Origin of the sequence: Streptomyces sp. NBC_00435 (genome assembly GCF_036014235.1) — a bacterium.
Taxonomy (GTDB): domain Bacteria; phylum Actinomycetota; class Actinomycetes; order Streptomycetales; family Streptomycetaceae; genus Streptomyces.
In genome coordinates this window covers 6,692,652-6,709,714 of the sequence record NZ_CP107924.1, presented here as the reverse complement: position 1 = coordinate 6,709,714, position 17,063 = coordinate 6,692,652, and the positions used below count along the sequence as shown (strand labels likewise).

The following is a 17,063-nucleotide window of genomic DNA, read 5'->3' as shown; positions in this document are numbered from 1 at the left end:
GCACTGGGGGCCGGGCCGGCGGTGCGCCGGGCGGTCCGCGCTATGCGCCGGCCCGGGCGCGGGCCCCTTCGACGAGCTGAGCGGTGGTGACGATCCGGGCGAAGCCGCCACCCTGCAGGTTGACGGCGGTGGCGGTGGCGAGCTGGTCGGCCGTCAGCCGCGGGGCGTCCGGGCCGGGGCCGGCGGCCAGGTCGAAGGTGTGCGTGGCATCGAGCGGCACGAGGACGTCGTAGCCCAGGTTGCCCGCCATCCGGGCCGTGGTCTCGACGCACATGTTGGTCTGGATACCGGTGAGGACGAGCTGTCCGATGCCCTGGGCGGTGAGCCAGTCGGCCAGGTCGGGGGTGCCGTAGAAGGAGGAGTTCACCGATTTCACGACGTGCAGGGCGGCCTGGCCGGCGCGCTCGCCGACGAAGTCCTTGAGGGCGTGACCGGGCAGGTCCGGGGCGAGGGCTCCGCCGGGGCGGGAGGCGTGCTGGACGAGCACCAGCGGGCGGCCCGATTCCTGCCAGGCGTCCATCAGCTCGGCGATGTTGGCCTCGGCGGCCGGGTTGTTGCGCGGCCCCCAGAAGGCGGCGTCGTCGAAGCCCTGCTGCACGTCGATGACCAGGAGGGCACTGTTCGCGGCGATCTCGATCTTGTTCGTCATGGCTCCATCCTGGGCGGCCCGGTGCCCCCGCAACAGCGGCGCGGGGGACCCCGACCGATGGGATCCTGCCACTCTGGCAGCCCCTCCTCCCTTCGCTCACCGCGGACCGCGTACACCCCGCCCGCAGCCCCCGGGCCGCGCCCGGCGACGGCCCCGCAGGGCGTGCGCGACCCCCAGGAGGCGCTCCGGGGCCCCGCACGCCCCGGATCCGGTTTCCCGGCCCTCCCCCCTCACCGGCGCACCGCCAGTGCCCCACAGGCCCCCACAGCCGTGCTGCCCGGCGGGGCGGGCGTGGCAGACTCACCGCCATGCACCGCGTCGCGATCGTCGTCCAGCCCGGCATCCGCGCCTTCGACCTCGCCGTCATCACCGAGGTCTGGGGTCCTGACCGCAGCGACCTCGGAGTGCCTCCCTTCGAGCTGCGCCGGTGCGCCCTGTCCCCGGGCCCGATCCCGCTCCCCGGCGGGTTGTCCCTGACCCCCGACCGTGGGCTCGACTGGCTCGGCGGGGCCGACCTCGTCGTCGTCCCCGCGCTGGCCCGGCCGTGCGACCCGACGCCCGAGCCCGTCCTCGCCGCCCTGCGGGACGCCCACGTCCGGGGCATACCCGTGGCCGCCCTGTGCGCCGGCGCCTTCGTGCTGGCCGAGGCCGGTCTGCTGGCGGGCCGCCGGGCCGTCACCCACTGGTCGCTGGCCCCGGCGCTGGCCGGCCGGCACCCCGCCGTACTGGTGACCGAGGCCCCGCTCTACGTCGAGGACGACGGGGTGTGGACCTCCGCCGGGGTCGCCTCCGGCATCGACCTCTGCCTCCACCTGGTCCGCGAGGCCCACGGTTCCGAGGCCGCCGCCGCCATCGCCCGCTCGATGGTGACGGGCCCCTTCCGCACCGGCGACCACGCCCAGTACCTGGACCGCCCGACCCCGGCCACCGACCGGACCGCCCAGGCGCTGGCCGCCGTACGGGCCAAGGCGCTGGGGCGGCTGCACGAGGCGCTGGACGTGGCCACCCTGGCCCGGTGGGCCGGGATGTCGCCGCGCTCCTTCGCCCGGCACTTCGCCGCCGCGACGGGCACCACCCCGCACAAATGGCTCCTCGGCCACCGTCTGGACGAAGCCCGCAAACTGCTGGAACGCACCGACCATCCGGTCCCCGAGGTGGCCCGGCGCGCCGGATTCGCCAGTGAGGTCACCTTCCGCCAGCACTTCACCTCGTACATCGGCACCAGCCCCCGCGCCTACCGTGCGGCGGCTACCTCGCCGGAGCCTCCCCCAAACCCTGCGGACAGTGTTAGAAATGGCTCATGACCGGACGTTTTGGCCTGCCCAGGGGCTCTGAAGGGGCGCCCGAGCACGGGGCCCCGTCCTGGCCGGGCCCCGGCCGGTCCCTGCTCGTCCGCGTACGACGGTCCGCGCGCCGGTTCGCACGCCGGATCGCCCGCCCCTTCTCCGGGCTGTCCTCGAACCTCTCGCCCGGTGCGCGCAGCCTCGCCGGCCAGGTCTTCGCCCTCCAGGCGGTCCTCGTGCTGGTGCTGATCACCGCCGCCGCCACGGCCCTGTTCTTCCAGGCCCGGTACGACAGCCAGCGCGACGCCCGCAACCGTTCCCTGGCGGCCGCCGAGGCCTTCGCCAACGCCCCCGGCCTCCCGGCGGCGCTGGGGTCCCCCGATCCCACCGCCCGGCTCCAGCCGCTGGCCGAGGGGGCCCGCCGGGGCTCCGGCGTCGACTTCGTCGCCGTCATGAACACCGACGGGATCCGGTACACCGACTCCCGCCCCGAGCTGATCGGCAAGCGCTCCACGGGCGACCTCTCCCGCGCCGTGGCCGGGCACGCCTTCACCGAGACGTTCAAGGGGAAGCCGAGCGACGTGGTGCGCGCCGTGGTGCCCGTACGGGACTCCTCGGGCACGGTCGTCGGCCTGGTCGCCACGGGCATCGAGGTCGCCAACGTCGGTGACGTGGTCGAGGGCCAGCTGCCCCTGCTCCTCGGCGCGGCGGCCGGCGCCCTGCTCCTGGGCACCGGCGGCGCCGCCCTCGTCAGCCGCCGGCTGCGGCGCCAGACCCGGGGCCTGGGCGAGGCCGAGATGACCCGGATGAACGAACACCACGAAGCGGTTCTGCACGCCGTCCGCGAGGGCGTCCTGATCATCGACACCGAGGGCCGGGTCGTCCTCGCCAACGACGAGGCCCGCCGCCTCCTCGACCTGCCCGCCGACGCCGAGCAGCGGCACGTCGGCGATCTCGGCCTCGATCCGCGCACGGCCGCGCTGCTGGTGTCCGGGCGGGTCGCCACCGACGAGGTGCACCGCGCGGGCGGCCGGCTCCTCGCCGTCAACGTACGCCCGACCAAGCCCTACGGCGGCCGCCCCTCGGGCACCGTCACGACCCTGCGCGACTCCACCGAGCTCGCCGCGCTCTCCGGCCGGGCCGCCGTCGCCCGCGACCGCCTGCAACTGCTCTACGACGCCGGCGTGCGCATCGGGACCACCCTCGACGTGGTGCGCACCGCTGAGGAGCTCTCCGAGGTCGCGGTACCGCGGTTCGCGGACTTCGTCACGGTGGAGCTGCTTGAGCCGGTGCTGCGCGGCGAGGAGCCCAGCCTCGGCACACACACCGAGATGCGCCGGGCCGCGATGAGCGGGGTCCGCGTGGACTCGCCCCTGCAGCCCGTCGGCGACACCATCCGCTTCGTGGTGCCCACGGCGCCGATGGCGGCGGCCCTGGACGCCGGGCGGGCGGTGCTGGCGGCCGACCTGGCCTCTGCCTTCGGCTGGCGGGCCCAGGACCACGAGGGCACCCGGGTGGCCCTTGAGTACGGGCTCCACTCGCTGATCTCCGTACCGCTCCAGGCCCGCGGGGTGGTCCTGGGCATGGCCAACTTCTGGCGTGCGGACACCCCCGAGCCCTTCGACGAGGAGGACCTGTCCTTCGCGGAGGAGCTGGCGGCGCGGGCCGCCGTCTCCATCGACAACGCCCGCCGCTTCACGCGCGAGCACGCGGTGGCCGTGACCCTCCAGCGCAGCCTGCTGCCGCGGGTGCTGCCGGACCTGGACTCCGTGGACGTGGCGTTCCGGTACCTGCCCGCGAAGGCGGGGGTGGGCGGGGACTGGTTCGACGTGATCCCGCTCGCCGGCGCCCGGGTCGCGCTGGTCGTCGGCGACGTCGTGGGGCACGGGGTGCACGCGGCCGCCACGATGGGCCGGCTGCGGACCGCCGTGCACAACTTCTCCACGCTCGACCTGCCACCCGACGAGCTGCTGGGCCACCTGGACGAGCTGATCGACCGGATCGACCAGGACGAGTCCGCGGGCGACGACCGGGCCGGGGAAGGCGAGTCCTCGAGCGTCACGGGCGCCACCTGCCTCTACGCGGTCTACGACCCGGTGTCCGGCCGCTGCGCCATGGCCAGCGCCGGCCATCCCGGCCCGGCGCTGGTCGGTCCCGACGGGCTGGTGCGGTTCCCCGAACTGCCGATCGGGCTGCCGCTGGGCGTCGGCGGGATGCCCTTCGAGGCCGTGGAGCTGGACCTGCCCGAGGCGAGCCGGCTCGTCCTGTTCACCGACGGGCTGCTGGAGGACCGCGACCGGGACTTCGACAGCGGACTCGCCCTGCTGACCGAGACCCTGGCCAGGCCCGACCGCAGCCCCGACCAGGCCTGCGCCGACGTACTGGCCGCGCTGCTGTTCCCGTCGCCGAGCGATGACATCGCCCTGCTCATCGCCGACACCCGGCGGCTGCCGGCCAACCGGATCGCGGAGTGGGAGGTGCTCCCGGACCCCGCTGACGTCTCCCGGGTCCGCCGCGCGGGCGCCGCGCAGCTGGCCGCATGGGGCCTGGAGGGCATCTCCTTCACCGCCGAGCTCATCCTCAGCGAGTTGATCACCAACGCCATCCGCTACGGGAGCCCGCCGATCCGGGTCCGGCTGCTCCGCGATCGCGTCCTGATCTGCGAGATCTCCGACGGCAGCAGCACCTCCCCGCACCTGCGCTACGCGGCCACCACCGACGAGGGCGGGCGCGGGCTGTTCCTCGTCGCGCAGTACGCGGTGCGCTGGGGCACCCGCTACACGGACCGGGGCAAGGTGATCTGGGCCGAACTGCCGCTGTCGGACGGGACGGAGCCTGCGCCACCGACCCTCCTGGACCTGGACGCCCTGGAGGACCTGGCCTGGTAGGGGGCCCGGCGCGGAGTCCGGTGGCGCGGTCCCGGCTCAGGGCCTGGTAGCGGCGTCCCCGGCTCGGAGCCGGGCGGCCATCCGGGCCTTGGCCTGCGGCCAATCGTCGGCCAGCAGGGAGAAGTAGACGCTGTCGCGCCACGTGCCGTCCGGGCGGCGGCGGTGGCGGCGCAGGACGCCTTCGCGCTGGGCGCCGAGGCGGGCGATGGCGGCCTGGGAGCGGGTGTTGAGGTGGTCCGTCTTGAGCTGCACCCGACCCATGCCGAGGTCCTCGAAGGCGTGGGTGAGCAGGAGCAGCTTCGCCTCGGTGTTGACGGCGCTGCGCCAGTACGCGCGTCCGTACCAGGTCCAGCCGATCTCCAGGCGCTCGTCGGCCGGGTTGATGTCGAGGTACGTGGTCCAGCCGATGGCCCGGCCGCTTTCGAGGTGGATGACGGCGAAGGGCAGGTACCTGCCGCGCTCCGCGTCCGCGAGCACCGAGTCGAGCTTGGCGCCCAGCTCCGCCTCCGAGTGCGGCGTGGGGCCGCCCTGCCACTGCCACACCTGGTCGTCGCCGCCGCCGGCCGCGTACAGGTCGGGGAGGTGGCTCCTGGTCAGGGGCTCCAGGCGGATGTGGCGGCCGGTGAGCGTGACGGGCGAAGGCGGCTTGGCAGACATGGAGAAACGATAACCAGCCATTGCGCTAGACACAAATAGTTATTGCACTAGGTCAATTCTGCGTTCAGCGGGTCCGGGCCAGCAGCACCGCCACGTCGTCCTGCGCCGCCTCCGGCAGGAGACGCTCCAGGATCGCGTCGCACAGGGCCTCCAGCGGCTCCCCCGCACCCCGCAGCGCACCGGCCAGCCCCGCCATTCCCTCGTCCAGGTCCCGGTCCCGGGATTCGATCAGGCCGTCGGTGTAGAGCACCAGCAGGCTTCCGGGCGGCAGCAGCACCTCCTCGGTACGGAACTCCCTGCCCCCGGTGCCGAGCGGGGTTCCCGGCGGGCCCTCCAGGAAAGTCACGGTCCCCGACGCCGTGACGACGGCCGGCGGCGGGTGCCCGGCGCGGGCGATGACGCACGCGCCCGTCGCCGGGTCGTGGACGGCGTAGACGCACGTGGCCATCTCGTCCTCGCCGAGGTCGGCCACCACCGCGTCCAGCGAGCGGAGCATCTCCTCCGGGGTCACCTGATGGCGCGCCAGAGTCCGTACAGCCGTGCGCAGTTGACCCATGACCGCGGCCGCGTGGATTCCGTGCCCCATCACGTCGCCGATCACCAGGCCGGTCCGGCCGTCGGGCAGCTCGATCACATCGAACCAGTCGCCGCCGACGTCGTGGTCACTGGCCGGCAGGTACCGGCCGGTCAGCTCCAACCCGGCGACCTCGGGCAGCACGTTGTTGGTGAGGCTGCGCTGCAGGGTCAGGGCCGCCGCGCGCTGGGTGGTGTACATCCGGGCGTTGTCGACGTTGAGGGCCGCCCGGGCGACCACCTCGTCGATCAGTACGCAGTCCTCGTCGTCGAAGGGCTCGCGCCCGCGGACCCGGGTCACCACCACCACCCCGAGCACCCTGCCGCGGGCCACCAGCGGGACCATCCGGGCGCAGCCGAGGGTGGCCAGGTACGCGCGCAGCGCACCCGCCCGCGGGTCCTTGATCAGGGCCGGGATGTCGGCCGTGTAGAGGTTCATGGGCAGGCCCTCGGCGATGACCTGCGCGTAGGCGGTGCCCGCCGGGACCTGGAAGGTCTGCCCGGCGACCAGCCGGGAGGTGGGCGCTCCCGGCTCCGGGAAGGCGGCGGCGAGGCGGCGCAGCACGCCGCGCGTGGACGCGGCGGCCTCGTCCGGTTCCAGCACCGTTTCCAGGAGCTGCACGTCCGCCGAGTCCGTGAGCTGCGGTACCAGCACCTCCACGAGCTCCTGGGCGGTCTGCCCCAGGTCCAGCGTCGTGCCGATGCGGGCGTCGGCCTCGGCCAGCAGGGCGAACCGGCTGCGCGCCCGCTCCGCCTCCTCCTGGGCGCGCTGCCCGTCGGTGATGTCGATCAGCGAGGCGATCAGCCCGAGCCGCCGCCCGGAGCCGTCCAGCAGCGGGGCGTACGAGCAAGACCAGGTCCGGTCGCGGTCGGGATCGGCGGGCGTGCGGCCGGTGCGGCGGACGTCCACGACGGCGGAGCCGCCCTCCAGCACCTGGCACATGAGGCGTTCCAGCGCGGCGGCATTGACCCCGGGCACGACCTCGGTGAGCCGTTTGCCGACGTGCTCGGCGGCGGACACGCCGTTCATCCGGGCGAGGGCGTCGTTGACGCGCAGGAAGCGCAGGTCCGGGCCGAGGGTGCCGAGGCCGATGGGCGACTGGGTGAACAGGCTCTGCAGTGCGGCCAGCGAATCGCGCATCCGCAGGACCTCAGTGGTCTCCACCGCGATGAGCATGGCCCCGGTACGCCCCTGCGGATCGGGGGAGGGCAGGATCCACATCTCCATCGGGACGCGGTGCCCGTCGCGGTGGCGCACGGGCAGCGTGCCGACGACGGTCTCCCCCGCCTGGACCCGGGCGGTCAGCTGGGCGGCGAGCTCCTGGTTCGCGTCGGGGACGAGCACAGCGCCGCCGAACCGGCCGAGGATGTCCTCGGGGCGGTAGCCGAGCAGGTCCTGGGCGGCCAGCGACCACTCGACGACCCGCCCTCCGGCATCCTCCCGCCACAGGGCGATCGGCAGCAGTTCGCTCAGCACGCCCGCGTACCCGACAGCAGCCACCGGCTGGTCCGGTACCTCGCCCGTCTCCTGGTACGTGTCCAATGCGCCGACCTCACCCCAGGGGGCCCGATTCCTACCGATTCACCCTATCCGAGGCTTACCGGCCCGGCGCTGTGTCGGGCTCCGGCGGGGCGGGCCGCGTCCGCGGCTTCGGGTAGAGCCAGGGCAGGACCGCGGTGACCCACAGCAGGACGGCGTAGAGGATCAGGGCTCCCCACCAGCCGGTGGGGCCGGGGTTCCCGTACTGGAGCCCACCCGCGAGGAGCCCGGCGCCCACCGCGAACCCGCACACCGGCCCGTAGCGGTCGCAGCCCGCGCGCAGCAGTGCGGCGGCGGCCAGCGCGAACAGGGCGCCGACGGCCAGCCAGACCGGGACCTGGCCGAGGAGCGAGGACCAGTGCCCGGCGCCGACGGCGACACCGCACCCCATCAGGGCGGCGGCCACGAGGGCCTTGCGGGGCGCGAACCAGGCGATCACCGGCAGGAGGCAGAACACTGGCTTCAGCGCCGCCAGCACGGCGCGCGGCAGCCGGGCCCAGCTCCGGCCCGAGGGCTGGAGCGACGACCAGGCGACGAGGCCGGTGCGCACCGCCGCACGGCACGGGTCCGGGGCCCGGAGCAGCCGGCCGGCACGCTCGGCCCCGACTTCGCCGAGTGCCTCCAGGGCCTTTCCCAGGGCGCCGGGGGCGTCCAGGTCCAGCTCGGGCACCAGCTGGGGGTCGGGGATGTCCCGGACCCGGTTGCCGGCCTTGAAGCCCTTGCGGTGCAGTTCGGTGAGGAGCGGCAGCTCCTCGCCGAGGATCTCGCGCTGGCGGACGGCCGTGAGGACGTACCGCACCCGGTCCCAGGGCTCCAGTTCCGCCCGGTTCTCCAGGGACTGGTCCCACAGCTCGGTGAAGCGGGGACCCGGGTCCATCAGCCTGGCGACCCGCAGGTGCAGGTCGGGGAGATCGGTGAAGCCCCCGAAGGCGCGTTCGAGACGTTCGTCGGTGGCGACGACGGAGACCAGCGAGGCGGCCGTGTCGAGGCGGCCCCAGATCCAGTCCCCCAGGCGCCAGCGGACGCTGAGGAAGGCGGCGAAGTTCGCGACCTGGTTGCCGCTGAGCTTGCCCTCGACCATCTCCCGCGGGGTGCGTTCCCGGCCCAGCACCAGATCGGCGGCCCAGCTCCGGTTCGCGGCGGAGACGGTGTGGAAGTCGATGTCGGTGGCCTCGGACTGCGGATCGGGGCGCATGGGGCCGAGGAGTATCTCGGCGTCGGTGAGCGCGCCGAGCATCCTCGCGTTGCCGAGCAGTGCGGCGGCTCCCAGGGCCCCGAACCCGACGGGGGCGGGGTCCAGTCGTCGCCCGATGTAGCGCCCGAGCTCCGCGATCCGGTCCCAGAGGTCCGCGTAGGCCACCTGGTGGTCGACGGCGCCGGCTCCCGGCGGGGGCTGGGGCCCGTCCGCCAGCGCGGCGGCCAGGTCCACCGCCCAGGTGCGCCACCTCTGCACCAACGCCCCGGTCGCCGGTATCGACGGCAGTTCGGCCGGCATCGACGGCACGGCGAGTGCGGCCCGCAGCCGCTCCGCGGCCCGGGTGCGGGGGGCGAGAGGGTCTGCCGGAACTCCGCCGGCGAGGCCCGCCGCGTAGGCGTCGAGCAACAGCCGGTCCCAGACCGCGATGAGCGTGGAGACGGCGAAACGGTAGGCGTAGAGGAGCTCCCGGCACTCCGCGACGGCACGGAGGCGGGCCTCGTTCCGGCCGTCGTTCTGGTCGTCGTGCCGGCCCTCGCTCTGGTCGTCGTACCGGCCGTCGTTCCCGTCCTCGCCCCGGCCCTCCTCGCAGGCCGACACCCAGTCCATGAGCAGCCGTACCGCGCGGGCCAGGGCCAGCGGCGTACCGCGCGGGGTGGGCGCGAGGTTCTCCGCCTCCTCCCGCAGCCGGGCGAAGAACACCGACGCCTCGCCCCGGCCCGTGTCGAGCACCTCCAACGGGCCCGGACCCGCGGGCACCGGTAGGGAATCGGGGCCGGTCACGCCCGAGGGGTCCTCCAGCAGCCGGATGAGCCGCTTGGCCTCGGCCAGGCCCACGGCCGCGCTGTACGAGGCCTCGCGCGCGGCCGCCGCGCAGCGCAGGGAGGCGAGGTCCGGGGGGAGCGCGCGGGTGATGCCCCGGGTCAGCTGAGTGGTGTCGGAGGCGGCCCGCAGCGCGAGCGCGTCGTCGTACAAGGACTCGGCACCCGACTTCACGGCCAGGGACTTCGCGGCGATCCTGACGAGGCGGGTGGCGCCGGGGCCGGCGCCCTTCACGGGTTCGGGTGGGAAGGGCGGCACCGGCTGGAGGAAGAGCAGCCACCGGTCCGCCTTCCTCGTCACCGGGGTTCCGGCGATGGCGCGGACCGCCCAGGCGACGGGGATGTTGTCGAGGAGCCCGCCGTCGATGAACTCGGCGCAGCCGTTCAGCCGTTCGTCGGGATAGCCGGTCTCGCTGCTGATTCCCCGCATGTCGACCCTGGGCGGGTCCTCGGGGGGCCAGGGCGGTTCGTTCCCGACGAACAGCCGGCCCGGCTCGAAGGCCCCGGGGAAGGAGGACGAGGTGCGGGCCGCATAGGCGAGCCGTTTCAGGGCTTCCTTGCGGGCTTCGACATCCGTGGGGAAGTCGGTCAGGCCGCCGCGGTGGCGGAAGTGGAAGTACGCGTCCGAGCGGCCGACCAGCAGCGGCTGCCCGAGGGTGGGCCGCACCCGGTCGTTGCGGGGCCGCAGCCGGGTCGCCGTCAGGATCAGCCGGAGCGAGGTGCTGGCCTTGAACCCGCGGGGCGCCTCCCCCATGAGCTTCTCCATGGCCGCGCGGAGTTCCTCGTAGAAGAACTCGTCACCGCGCATCAGCGAGTCGGGCAGGACGAAGAGGGTCCGGCGGCGCAGCAGGGTTTCCAGGCCGCCGAGGGCCGGGCGGCGCAGCAGGTCCTCGAGGTCGCCGAGACGCAGCCAGACGTCACGGACCCCGGCCCCGAAGGGCATTCCGTACACCAGGTTGCAGGCGAGCAGGACGCCGTTGAGCCCGCCGGCGCTGGTGCCGGCGAGGACGTCGATGTCCACGCTGCGGTATTGGCAGCCCTCCAGCAGCTTGCGGTAGACGGCGGTCCCGGGAACCACGGGCGATTCCGGGGAGGCATCGCGCAACCGGGAGGTCTCGCAGCACGCGCCGCCCATCCAGACGGCGAGACTGACCCCGCCCCGCATGGCGAGGGCCAGCCGCAATTCGGAGCTGCGGGGGCCCGGCCGGGTACCGGTCATGCCTCCAGCTTGCCCCCGGACCAACCCTCGCGCAGCCGGAGCCTCCCCGCGCCCCGGCCGGGGGTCGCGAGGCCGCGTCGGCCGTCCTCCCGGCTCCTCCCGGCTCCTCCCGGCTCCTCCCGGCTCCTCCCGGCCCGATCCGGGCCTACTCCCAGTCGTCCCAGGGCGGGTCGATGTCCTCGTCCTCCGGGCCGAAGAGGGACTCCCCCTCCGGCGGGGCCGGGGTCCTGCGCGCCGGCACGTCCACGGGCGGGGCCGTCGCCGCGGCGACGACGGGCGGGGCGGCCACCGGGGCCGCCGCCACCGGGGCGGGAGCCACCGGGGCGGGAGCCACCGGGGCGGGAGCCACCGGGGCGGGAGCCACCGGGGCGGGAGCCTCAGCGGACCCGGTACCGGACCCCGTAGCCGGCTCCGCGCCGGACCCGGGACCGGGCTCCACCCCGCCCAGGGTCCGCAGGATGCCCTCGGCGTACTTGGCCAGCTTCGCCTCGCCGACCCCGCTGATCGTGCCCAGCTCCGCGACCGTGCCGGGCAGCTGGGTCGCGATCTCCCGGAGCGTCGCGTCGTGGAAGACGACGTACGCCGGCACGCCCTGCTCCCGCGCGGTCTCGGCGCGCCAGGCGCGGAGGGACTCGAACACCGGGAGGGCCTCCGCGGGCAGGTCGACCGGCACCCGCGCGCCCTTCCCGGAGCGCGATCCGGACTCCCTGCGGGAGGACCCCGCGGGCGGAGCCGTCTCCTTGCGCATCGCGACGTTCCGGCGGCCCGCCAGTACCTCGCCGCTGGCCTCCGTCAGCACGAGCGTCCCGTAGTCGCCCTCCACCGCCAGCAGCCCGAGCGCCAGCAACTGCCGTACGACCCCGCGCCATTCCGGCGTACCCAGGTCGGCCCCGATGCCGAACACCGAGAGCGCGTCGTGGTCGAACTGGATGACCTTGGCCGTCTTCTTGCCCTGCAGGATGTCGATGACCTGGCCGGCGCCGAACTTCTGCCGGCGTTCCTTGGCCAGCCGCCACACCGTGGACAGCAGCTTCTGCGCCGCGACCGTCCCGTCCCAGGACTCGGCCGGCGTCAGGCAGGTGTCGCAGTTCCCGCAGTCCGGCGCGCCCGTCTGCCCGAAGTACGCCAGCAGCCGCACCCTGCGGCAGCCGACCGTCTCGCACAGCGCGAGCATCGCTTCGAGGTGCTGGGCCAGCCCGCGACGGTGCGCCTCGTCGCCCTCGGAGCCCTCGATCATCTTGCGCTGCTGCACCACGTCCTGGAGCCCGTAGGTCAGCCAGGCCGTGGCCGGCTCCCCGTCACGGCCGGCGCGGCCCGTCTCCTGGTAGTAGCCCTCGACCGACTTCGGCAGGTCCAGGTGCGCCACGAACCGCACGTCCGGCTTGTCGATGCCCATGCCGAACGCGATCGTGGCCACCACCACGACCCCGTCCTCCCGCAGGAACCGCGACTGGTTCGCCGCGCGGGTCCGGGCGTCCATCCCCGCGTGGTACGGCACGGCGTCGATGCCCTGCTCCACGAGGGAAGCCGCCGTCTTCTCCACCGAGGCCCGCGAGAGGCAGTAGACGACCCCGGCGTCCCCGGCGTGCTCGGTCCGGATCAGCTCCAGCAGCTGCTTGACCGGGTTGTTCTTCGAGACGATCCGGTACTGGATGTTGGGCCGGTCGAAGCCGGCCACGAAGTGGCGGGCCTCCTCCAGGCCGAGGCGCGCGGCGATCTCGGCGTGCGTGGCCTCGGTGGCCGTCGCGGTCAGCGCGATGCGCGGCACCTTCGGCCAGCGCTCGTGCAGCATGGACAGTGCGAGGTAGTCGGGCCGGAAATCGTGGCCCCACTGGGCGACGCAGTGCGCCTCGTCGATGGCGAAGAGGGAGACCGTGCCCCGGTCGAGGAGCCGCTGCGTCCCCTCGGTGCGCAGCCGCTCGGGAGCCAGGTACAGCAGATCGAGCTCGCCGCCGATGAAGGCCTGCTCGACGGCCCGCCGCTCGTCGGCGCCCTGCGTCGAATTGAGGAACCCGGCCCGCACCCCGAGTGCGTTCAGCGCGTCCACCTGGTCCTGCATCAGCGCGATCAGCGGCGAGATCACCACTCCGGTACCCGCTCTGACCAGCGCCGGGATCTGGTAGCACAGCGATTTACCGCCGCCGGTCGGCATCAGTACCAGCGCGTCGCCGCCGTCCACGACGTGCTCGATGATCTGCTGCTGCTCGCCGCGGAACGAGTCGTACCCGAAGACGCGGTGGAGCACCTGCCGGGCATCGGGAATCTCGACGGCTGCTTCCGAAGTGGTCATCCGAGAAGCCTAGCGACCTCCTCGGACACATCCGTACGGATCCCCCGACCCTGTGGACAACCCCTCGGGCGGCGCGGCCCGGCGGCACACCGGCCCGGCCGGTGCCAAAGTAGGGCATCCCTCCCTCACCCTCCGAGAGGAACGAGCGATGTGGCAGCCCGACGGGTGGGACGTGCGCGTCCGCCTCGGAGTCCTCACCCCGCACGCCGACGTCGGCCCCGAGTCGGAGCTGCGCGCCATGGCCCCGGCCGATGTCGGCCTGCACGCCGCCCGGGTGCCCTTCGGCGCGATGGGCAGCGGCGGCGTGATGGACCCCACCATCCCGCTCGCCCCGGTACGGGCCTTCGCCGAGCCCCCGCACGTGGACGAGGCGGCCGAGCTGCTGGCCGCCGCGCCCGTGGCGGTGATCGCCTACGCCTTCACCAGCTCCGCGTACGTGATCGGCCCCCGTGCGGAGGGGTTCATGCTGGACCGGCTGCGCAAGTGCGCCCACGACCTGCCCGTGGTCGCCACCTGCGCCGCCGCCGTCGAGGCGCTGCGGACCCTGGGGGCCGGCCGGATCGCCCTCGTGGACCCGCCGTGGTTCGACGAGACCCTGAGCGACCTGGGCCGGGGCTACTACGAGGACTCCGGTTTCGAGGTCCCGTACGCCGCCCCCTGCGAGCTCCCCAGCGACCAGACCCTGATCGAGCCGCGGTCCCTGCACGACTGGGTGGTGTCCCGGGTCCCCGACACCGCGGAGGCGGTCGTCATCGGCGGCAACGGCTTCCGCGCGGTCGGCGCGATCGCCGCCCTGGAGGCCACCCTGGACCGCCCGGTCCTGACCGCGAACCAGGTCCTCCTCTGGGCGGCCCTCCGCGCGGCCGGCTCCCCCACCACCGCCGTCACCAGCTACGGACGTCTGTTCTCGGCGCCCTGACCCCCGCCCCGGTCCGTCCCGGCACCTTCCAGCGCCGCCGCGAAGGCCTCGTGGGCACGCTCGTCGAACAGCACGAACCGCACCTCCTGAACCCCGGTCCGGGCCGCCCGTACGGTCTCCACCGCGATCCGGGCCCCGTCGTCCATGGGCCATCCGTAGATCCCGGTGGAGATCGCCGGGAACGCGACGCTACGGGCACCCAGCTCATCGGCGACCCGCAGCGACTCCCGGTAGCAGGAGGCCAGCAGTGCCGAACGGTCCTCGTCCCGCGACCAGACCGGCCCCACGGTGTGGATCACGTGCCCGGCCGGAAGCCGTCCGGCCGTGGTGGCGACCGCCTTGCCCGTCGCCAGCCCCTTGCCGTAGTGAGAGCGCCGCAGATCCTCACAGGCGGCCAGGATCTCCGGCCCCCCGCGCCGGTGAATGGCCCCGTCGACCCCGCCCCCGCCGAGCAGCGAGGAGTTCGCCGCGTTGACCACGGCATCAGCCTTCTCCGCCGTGATGTCCCCCCGAACGAGCACGATGCGCACCACGATGATCCTTTCCCCGGCGGACGCCGCAGGCTACCGCCGTCCCGGCACCCGCTTCCAGCGGAATCGCGTTCGCGTTCCCCCGGTCGCCGAAGAACCTCCGCCGGCCGAAGTGCGCGCCGGGGTCAGCCCTTCCTCCGCAGGTGGCGCCAGACGGCCTTGGCCGCGTTGTGGCCCGACATGCCGTGCACGCCGGGGCCGGGCGGGGTCGCCGATGAGCAGAGGAACACGGCCGGGTGGGCCGTGTTGTACGGGGACAGGGTCAGTCTGGGGCGCAGCAGGAGCTGCAGGCCCGAGGCCGCGCCGCAGGCGATGTCGCCGCCCACGTAGTTCGGGTTGCGGGCGGCGAGCTGCGGAGGGCCCGCCGTGGCGCGGGCCAGCACCAGGTCGCGGAACCCGGGTGCGAAGCGCTCCAGTTGGCGCTCGACGGCGTCGGTGAGGTCGCCGTCCCAGCCTGCCGGGACGTGCCCGTACACCCAGAACGTGTGCTTCCCCTCGGGCGCCCGGCCGGGGTCGACCAGACTGGGCTGGGCGGCGATGAGGAAGGGGGTGCGCGGGGCCCGCCCGCCGGACGCCAGCTGCAGGGCCGCGTCGATGTCCCGGGTGCGCGGACCGATCTGGACGGTGCCGGCCCGGCGCGGCTCCTCGGCGGTCCAGGGGACGGGGCCGTCCAGGGCGTAGTCCAGCTTGAACACGGAGGCGCCGTAGCGGTAGCCGTCGTAGACGCGGCCCAGGCGTGCGATACGGGCCAGCGCGGTCGGGGAGGTGTCGAAGACGTACGCCCGGGCCGGCGGCAGGTCGTCGAGCCGCTTGACCTCGAACCCGGTGTGGACGGTCCCGCCGAGGTCGCGCAGGTACCCGGTGAGCGCGTCGGAGATGGACTGCGAGCCGCCGCGCGGCATCGGCCAGCCGTTCGCGTGCGCCGCGAGGGCGAAGACCAGGCCGACGGCGCCGGTCCCGATCCCGCCGAGCGGGGCGATGACGTGCGCGACGAGCCCGGCGAACAGGGCGCGGGCCCGGTCGTCGTGGAAGCGGCTCAGCAGCCAGGTGGACGGCGGCAGTCCGGCCAGTCCGAAGCGGGCGAGGGTGACCGGGTCACGGGGCAGCGCGGTGCTCGGCAGGGACATGAAGTCCCGGGCCAGGGTGTCCCATTTGCCGAGGAACGGTTCCACCAGCCGTCGGTACGTACCCGCGTCCCGCGGGCCGAAGGACGCGGCCGTCTGCGCGACGGAGCGGGCGAGCACGGCCGCCGTGCCGTCGTCGAAGGGGTGCGCCATGGGCAGCGGGGCGTGCAGCCACTCCAGCCCGTAGCGCTTCAGCGGCATCGTGGCGAAGACCGGGGAGCCCGCGCCGAGCGGGTGCACCGCCGAGCAGGGGTCGTGCCGGAAGCCGGGGAGGGTGAGCTCCTCGGTCCGGGCCCCGCCGCCGACCGTGTCGGCGGCTTCGAAGACGGACACCGAGAAGCCGCGCCGGGCCAGTTCGACGGCGGCCGTCAGCCCGTTGGGCCCGGCCCCCACCACGACCGCATCGAGGATCGACGGCACTTGCGACTCCTTCGTCCGGCGGCGGCACCGCCCCCAGGGTATTGCGCCTGTCCACGGGTACGTCCCCGATCCGCGCCAACTCCGTTCGCGGTGGGCTCAGCCGTCGCCCCGGCGGGGTGCTCACTCGCCCCGCAGCAGCTCGCGGATCCGTACCGCCGTGGCCTCGTCGCGGCCGACCGCGAAGGGCAGCGCGTTGTCCCGGTCCACCCGGAAGGGGACCCGGTCCACGGTGCTCTGCGCGCCGCCCGCCTCGGCGACCAGGAGCAGCCCGGCCGCGTGGTCCCAGGCCGAGGGCCAGTTGAAGGCGAGGCCGTCCATCTCGCCCCGGGCCACCTTCAGGTACTCCAGGCCCGCCGAACCGCACGCGCGGGAGGACACCCCGGGTACGTCCAGGCGCGCCAGGATGCGCCGCTCCTCCTCGGTGGTGTAGAGCGGGTGGGCGGTGGCGACCCGAAGCTCGGCACCGCGCTCCGGCGAACCGCTCAGGATCCGCTGGCCGTTGACGTAGGCGCCCTGTCCGCGGACGGCGGTGGCCATCTCCTCCAGCGCCGGGGCGAAGGTCCAGGAGGCGAGTATCTCCCCGCGGTGTGCGAGCGCGACCAGCGTGCAGAACTCCGGTTCGCCGTTCACGAACTGCCGGGTCCCGTCCACGGGGTCCACGATCCACACCGGGGCGTCGGCGCGCAGCGCCAGGTACACCCCGGGGTCGGCGTGCACCGCTTCCTCCCCGACCACGGCCGAGCCCGGCAGCAGCCGTGTGAGGGCCACCGTGAGGTACTCCTCGGCCTTGCGGTCGGCGTCGGTCACCAGGTCGTGCGGGCCGCTCTTCTGGTCCACCTCGTGGTCGGCCAGCTGGCGGAATCTCGGCATGATCTCGACCGCCGCCGCCTTGCGGACGGCTTCGTCGACGGCGGACAGGTCGCGGGCGAGGAATTCATCGATCATGCCTCCAGCA

At 74.3% G+C, this 17,063-nt stretch carries 11 protein-coding genes; 3 read left to right on the top strand and 8 right to left on the bottom strand.

Annotated features, from left to right (window positions below):
• Positions 1-40: 40 nt before the first annotated feature.
• Positions 41-649, bottom strand: a complete 609-nt coding sequence (locus tag OG389_RS30285; RefSeq protein ID WP_328301634.1) for a cysteine hydrolase family protein — start codon at positions 647-649, stop codon at positions 41-43.
• 308 nt (positions 650-957) lie between these two features.
• Here OG389_RS30285 and OG389_RS30280 point away from each other — a divergent pair, with 308 nt between their 5' ends.
• Positions 958-1,953: a GlxA family transcriptional regulator gene (locus OG389_RS30280; RefSeq protein ID WP_328301633.1), complete on the top strand. Its 996-nt coding sequence runs from the start codon at positions 958-960 to the stop codon at positions 1,951-1,953.
• On the top strand, positions 1,950-4,820 hold the full coding sequence (locus OG389_RS30275) for a SpoIIE family protein phosphatase (protein ID WP_328301632.1): 2,871 nt from the start codon (positions 1,950-1,952) through the stop codon (positions 4,818-4,820). Before OG389_RS30280 ends, OG389_RS30275 begins: the two co-directional genes overlap by 4 nt.
• A 36-nt stretch (positions 4,821-4,856) precedes the next feature.
• Here the strand turns inward: OG389_RS30275 and OG389_RS30270 are convergent, their stop codons facing one another.
• From OG389_RS30270 to recQ, 4 genes are all read right to left on the bottom strand, one after another.
• The gene (locus OG389_RS30270) at positions 4,857-5,477 is read right to left on the bottom strand and encodes a GNAT family N-acetyltransferase (protein WP_328301631.1); all 621 of its coding nucleotides are present in this window, start codon (positions 5,475-5,477) and stop codon (positions 4,857-4,859) included.
• Between the two features lie 64 nt (positions 5,478-5,541).
• Entirely contained in the window at positions 5,542-7,593 is a 2,052-nt protein-coding gene (locus tag OG389_RS30265; RefSeq protein ID WP_328301630.1) for a SpoIIE family protein phosphatase, read from the bottom strand.
• A 55-nt stretch (positions 7,594-7,648) separates the two neighbouring features.
• Positions 7,649-10,825 carry a DUF3376 domain-containing protein gene (locus tag OG389_RS30260; RefSeq protein ID WP_328301629.1) on the bottom strand — a complete coding sequence of 1,059 codons (3,177 nt, stop codon included), beginning with the start codon at positions 10,823-10,825 and terminating at the stop codon, positions 7,649-7,651.
• A 145-nt stretch (positions 10,826-10,970) separates the two neighbouring features.
• Entirely contained in the window at positions 10,971-13,115 is a 2,145-nt protein-coding gene (recQ, locus tag OG389_RS30255; protein WP_328301628.1) for a DNA helicase RecQ, read from the bottom strand.
• Between the two features lie 148 nt (positions 13,116-13,263).
• On the opposite strand from recQ, the gene OG389_RS30250 reads away from it, so the two are divergent.
• Complete coding sequence (locus OG389_RS30250; RefSeq protein ID WP_328301627.1) at positions 13,264-14,034, top strand: maleate cis-trans isomerase family protein; 771 nt, start codon at positions 13,264-13,266, stop codon at positions 14,032-14,034.
• On the opposite strand, the gene OG389_RS30245 is transcribed toward OG389_RS30250, so the two are convergent.
• From OG389_RS30245 to OG389_RS30235, 3 genes are all read right to left on the bottom strand, one after another.
• A complete protein-coding gene (locus OG389_RS30245; protein ID WP_328301626.1) occupies positions 14,007-14,567 on the bottom strand; it encodes an O-acetyl-ADP-ribose deacetylase in 561 nt (186 codons plus the stop codon). The two genes, OG389_RS30250 and OG389_RS30245, sit on opposite strands and share 28 nt — an antisense overlap.
• 122 nt (positions 14,568-14,689) lie before the next feature.
• Positions 14,690-16,108 carry a phytoene desaturase family protein gene (locus OG389_RS30240; protein ID WP_328301625.1) on the bottom strand — a complete coding sequence of 473 codons (1,419 nt, stop codon included), beginning with the start codon at positions 16,106-16,108 and terminating at the stop codon, positions 14,690-14,692.
• Between the two features lie 120 nt (positions 16,109-16,228).
• Positions 16,229-17,053: an inositol monophosphatase family protein gene (locus tag OG389_RS30235; RefSeq protein ID WP_328301624.1), complete on the bottom strand. Its 825-nt coding sequence runs from the start codon at positions 17,051-17,053 to the stop codon at positions 16,229-16,231.
• Positions 17,054-17,063: the final 10 nt, after the last annotated feature.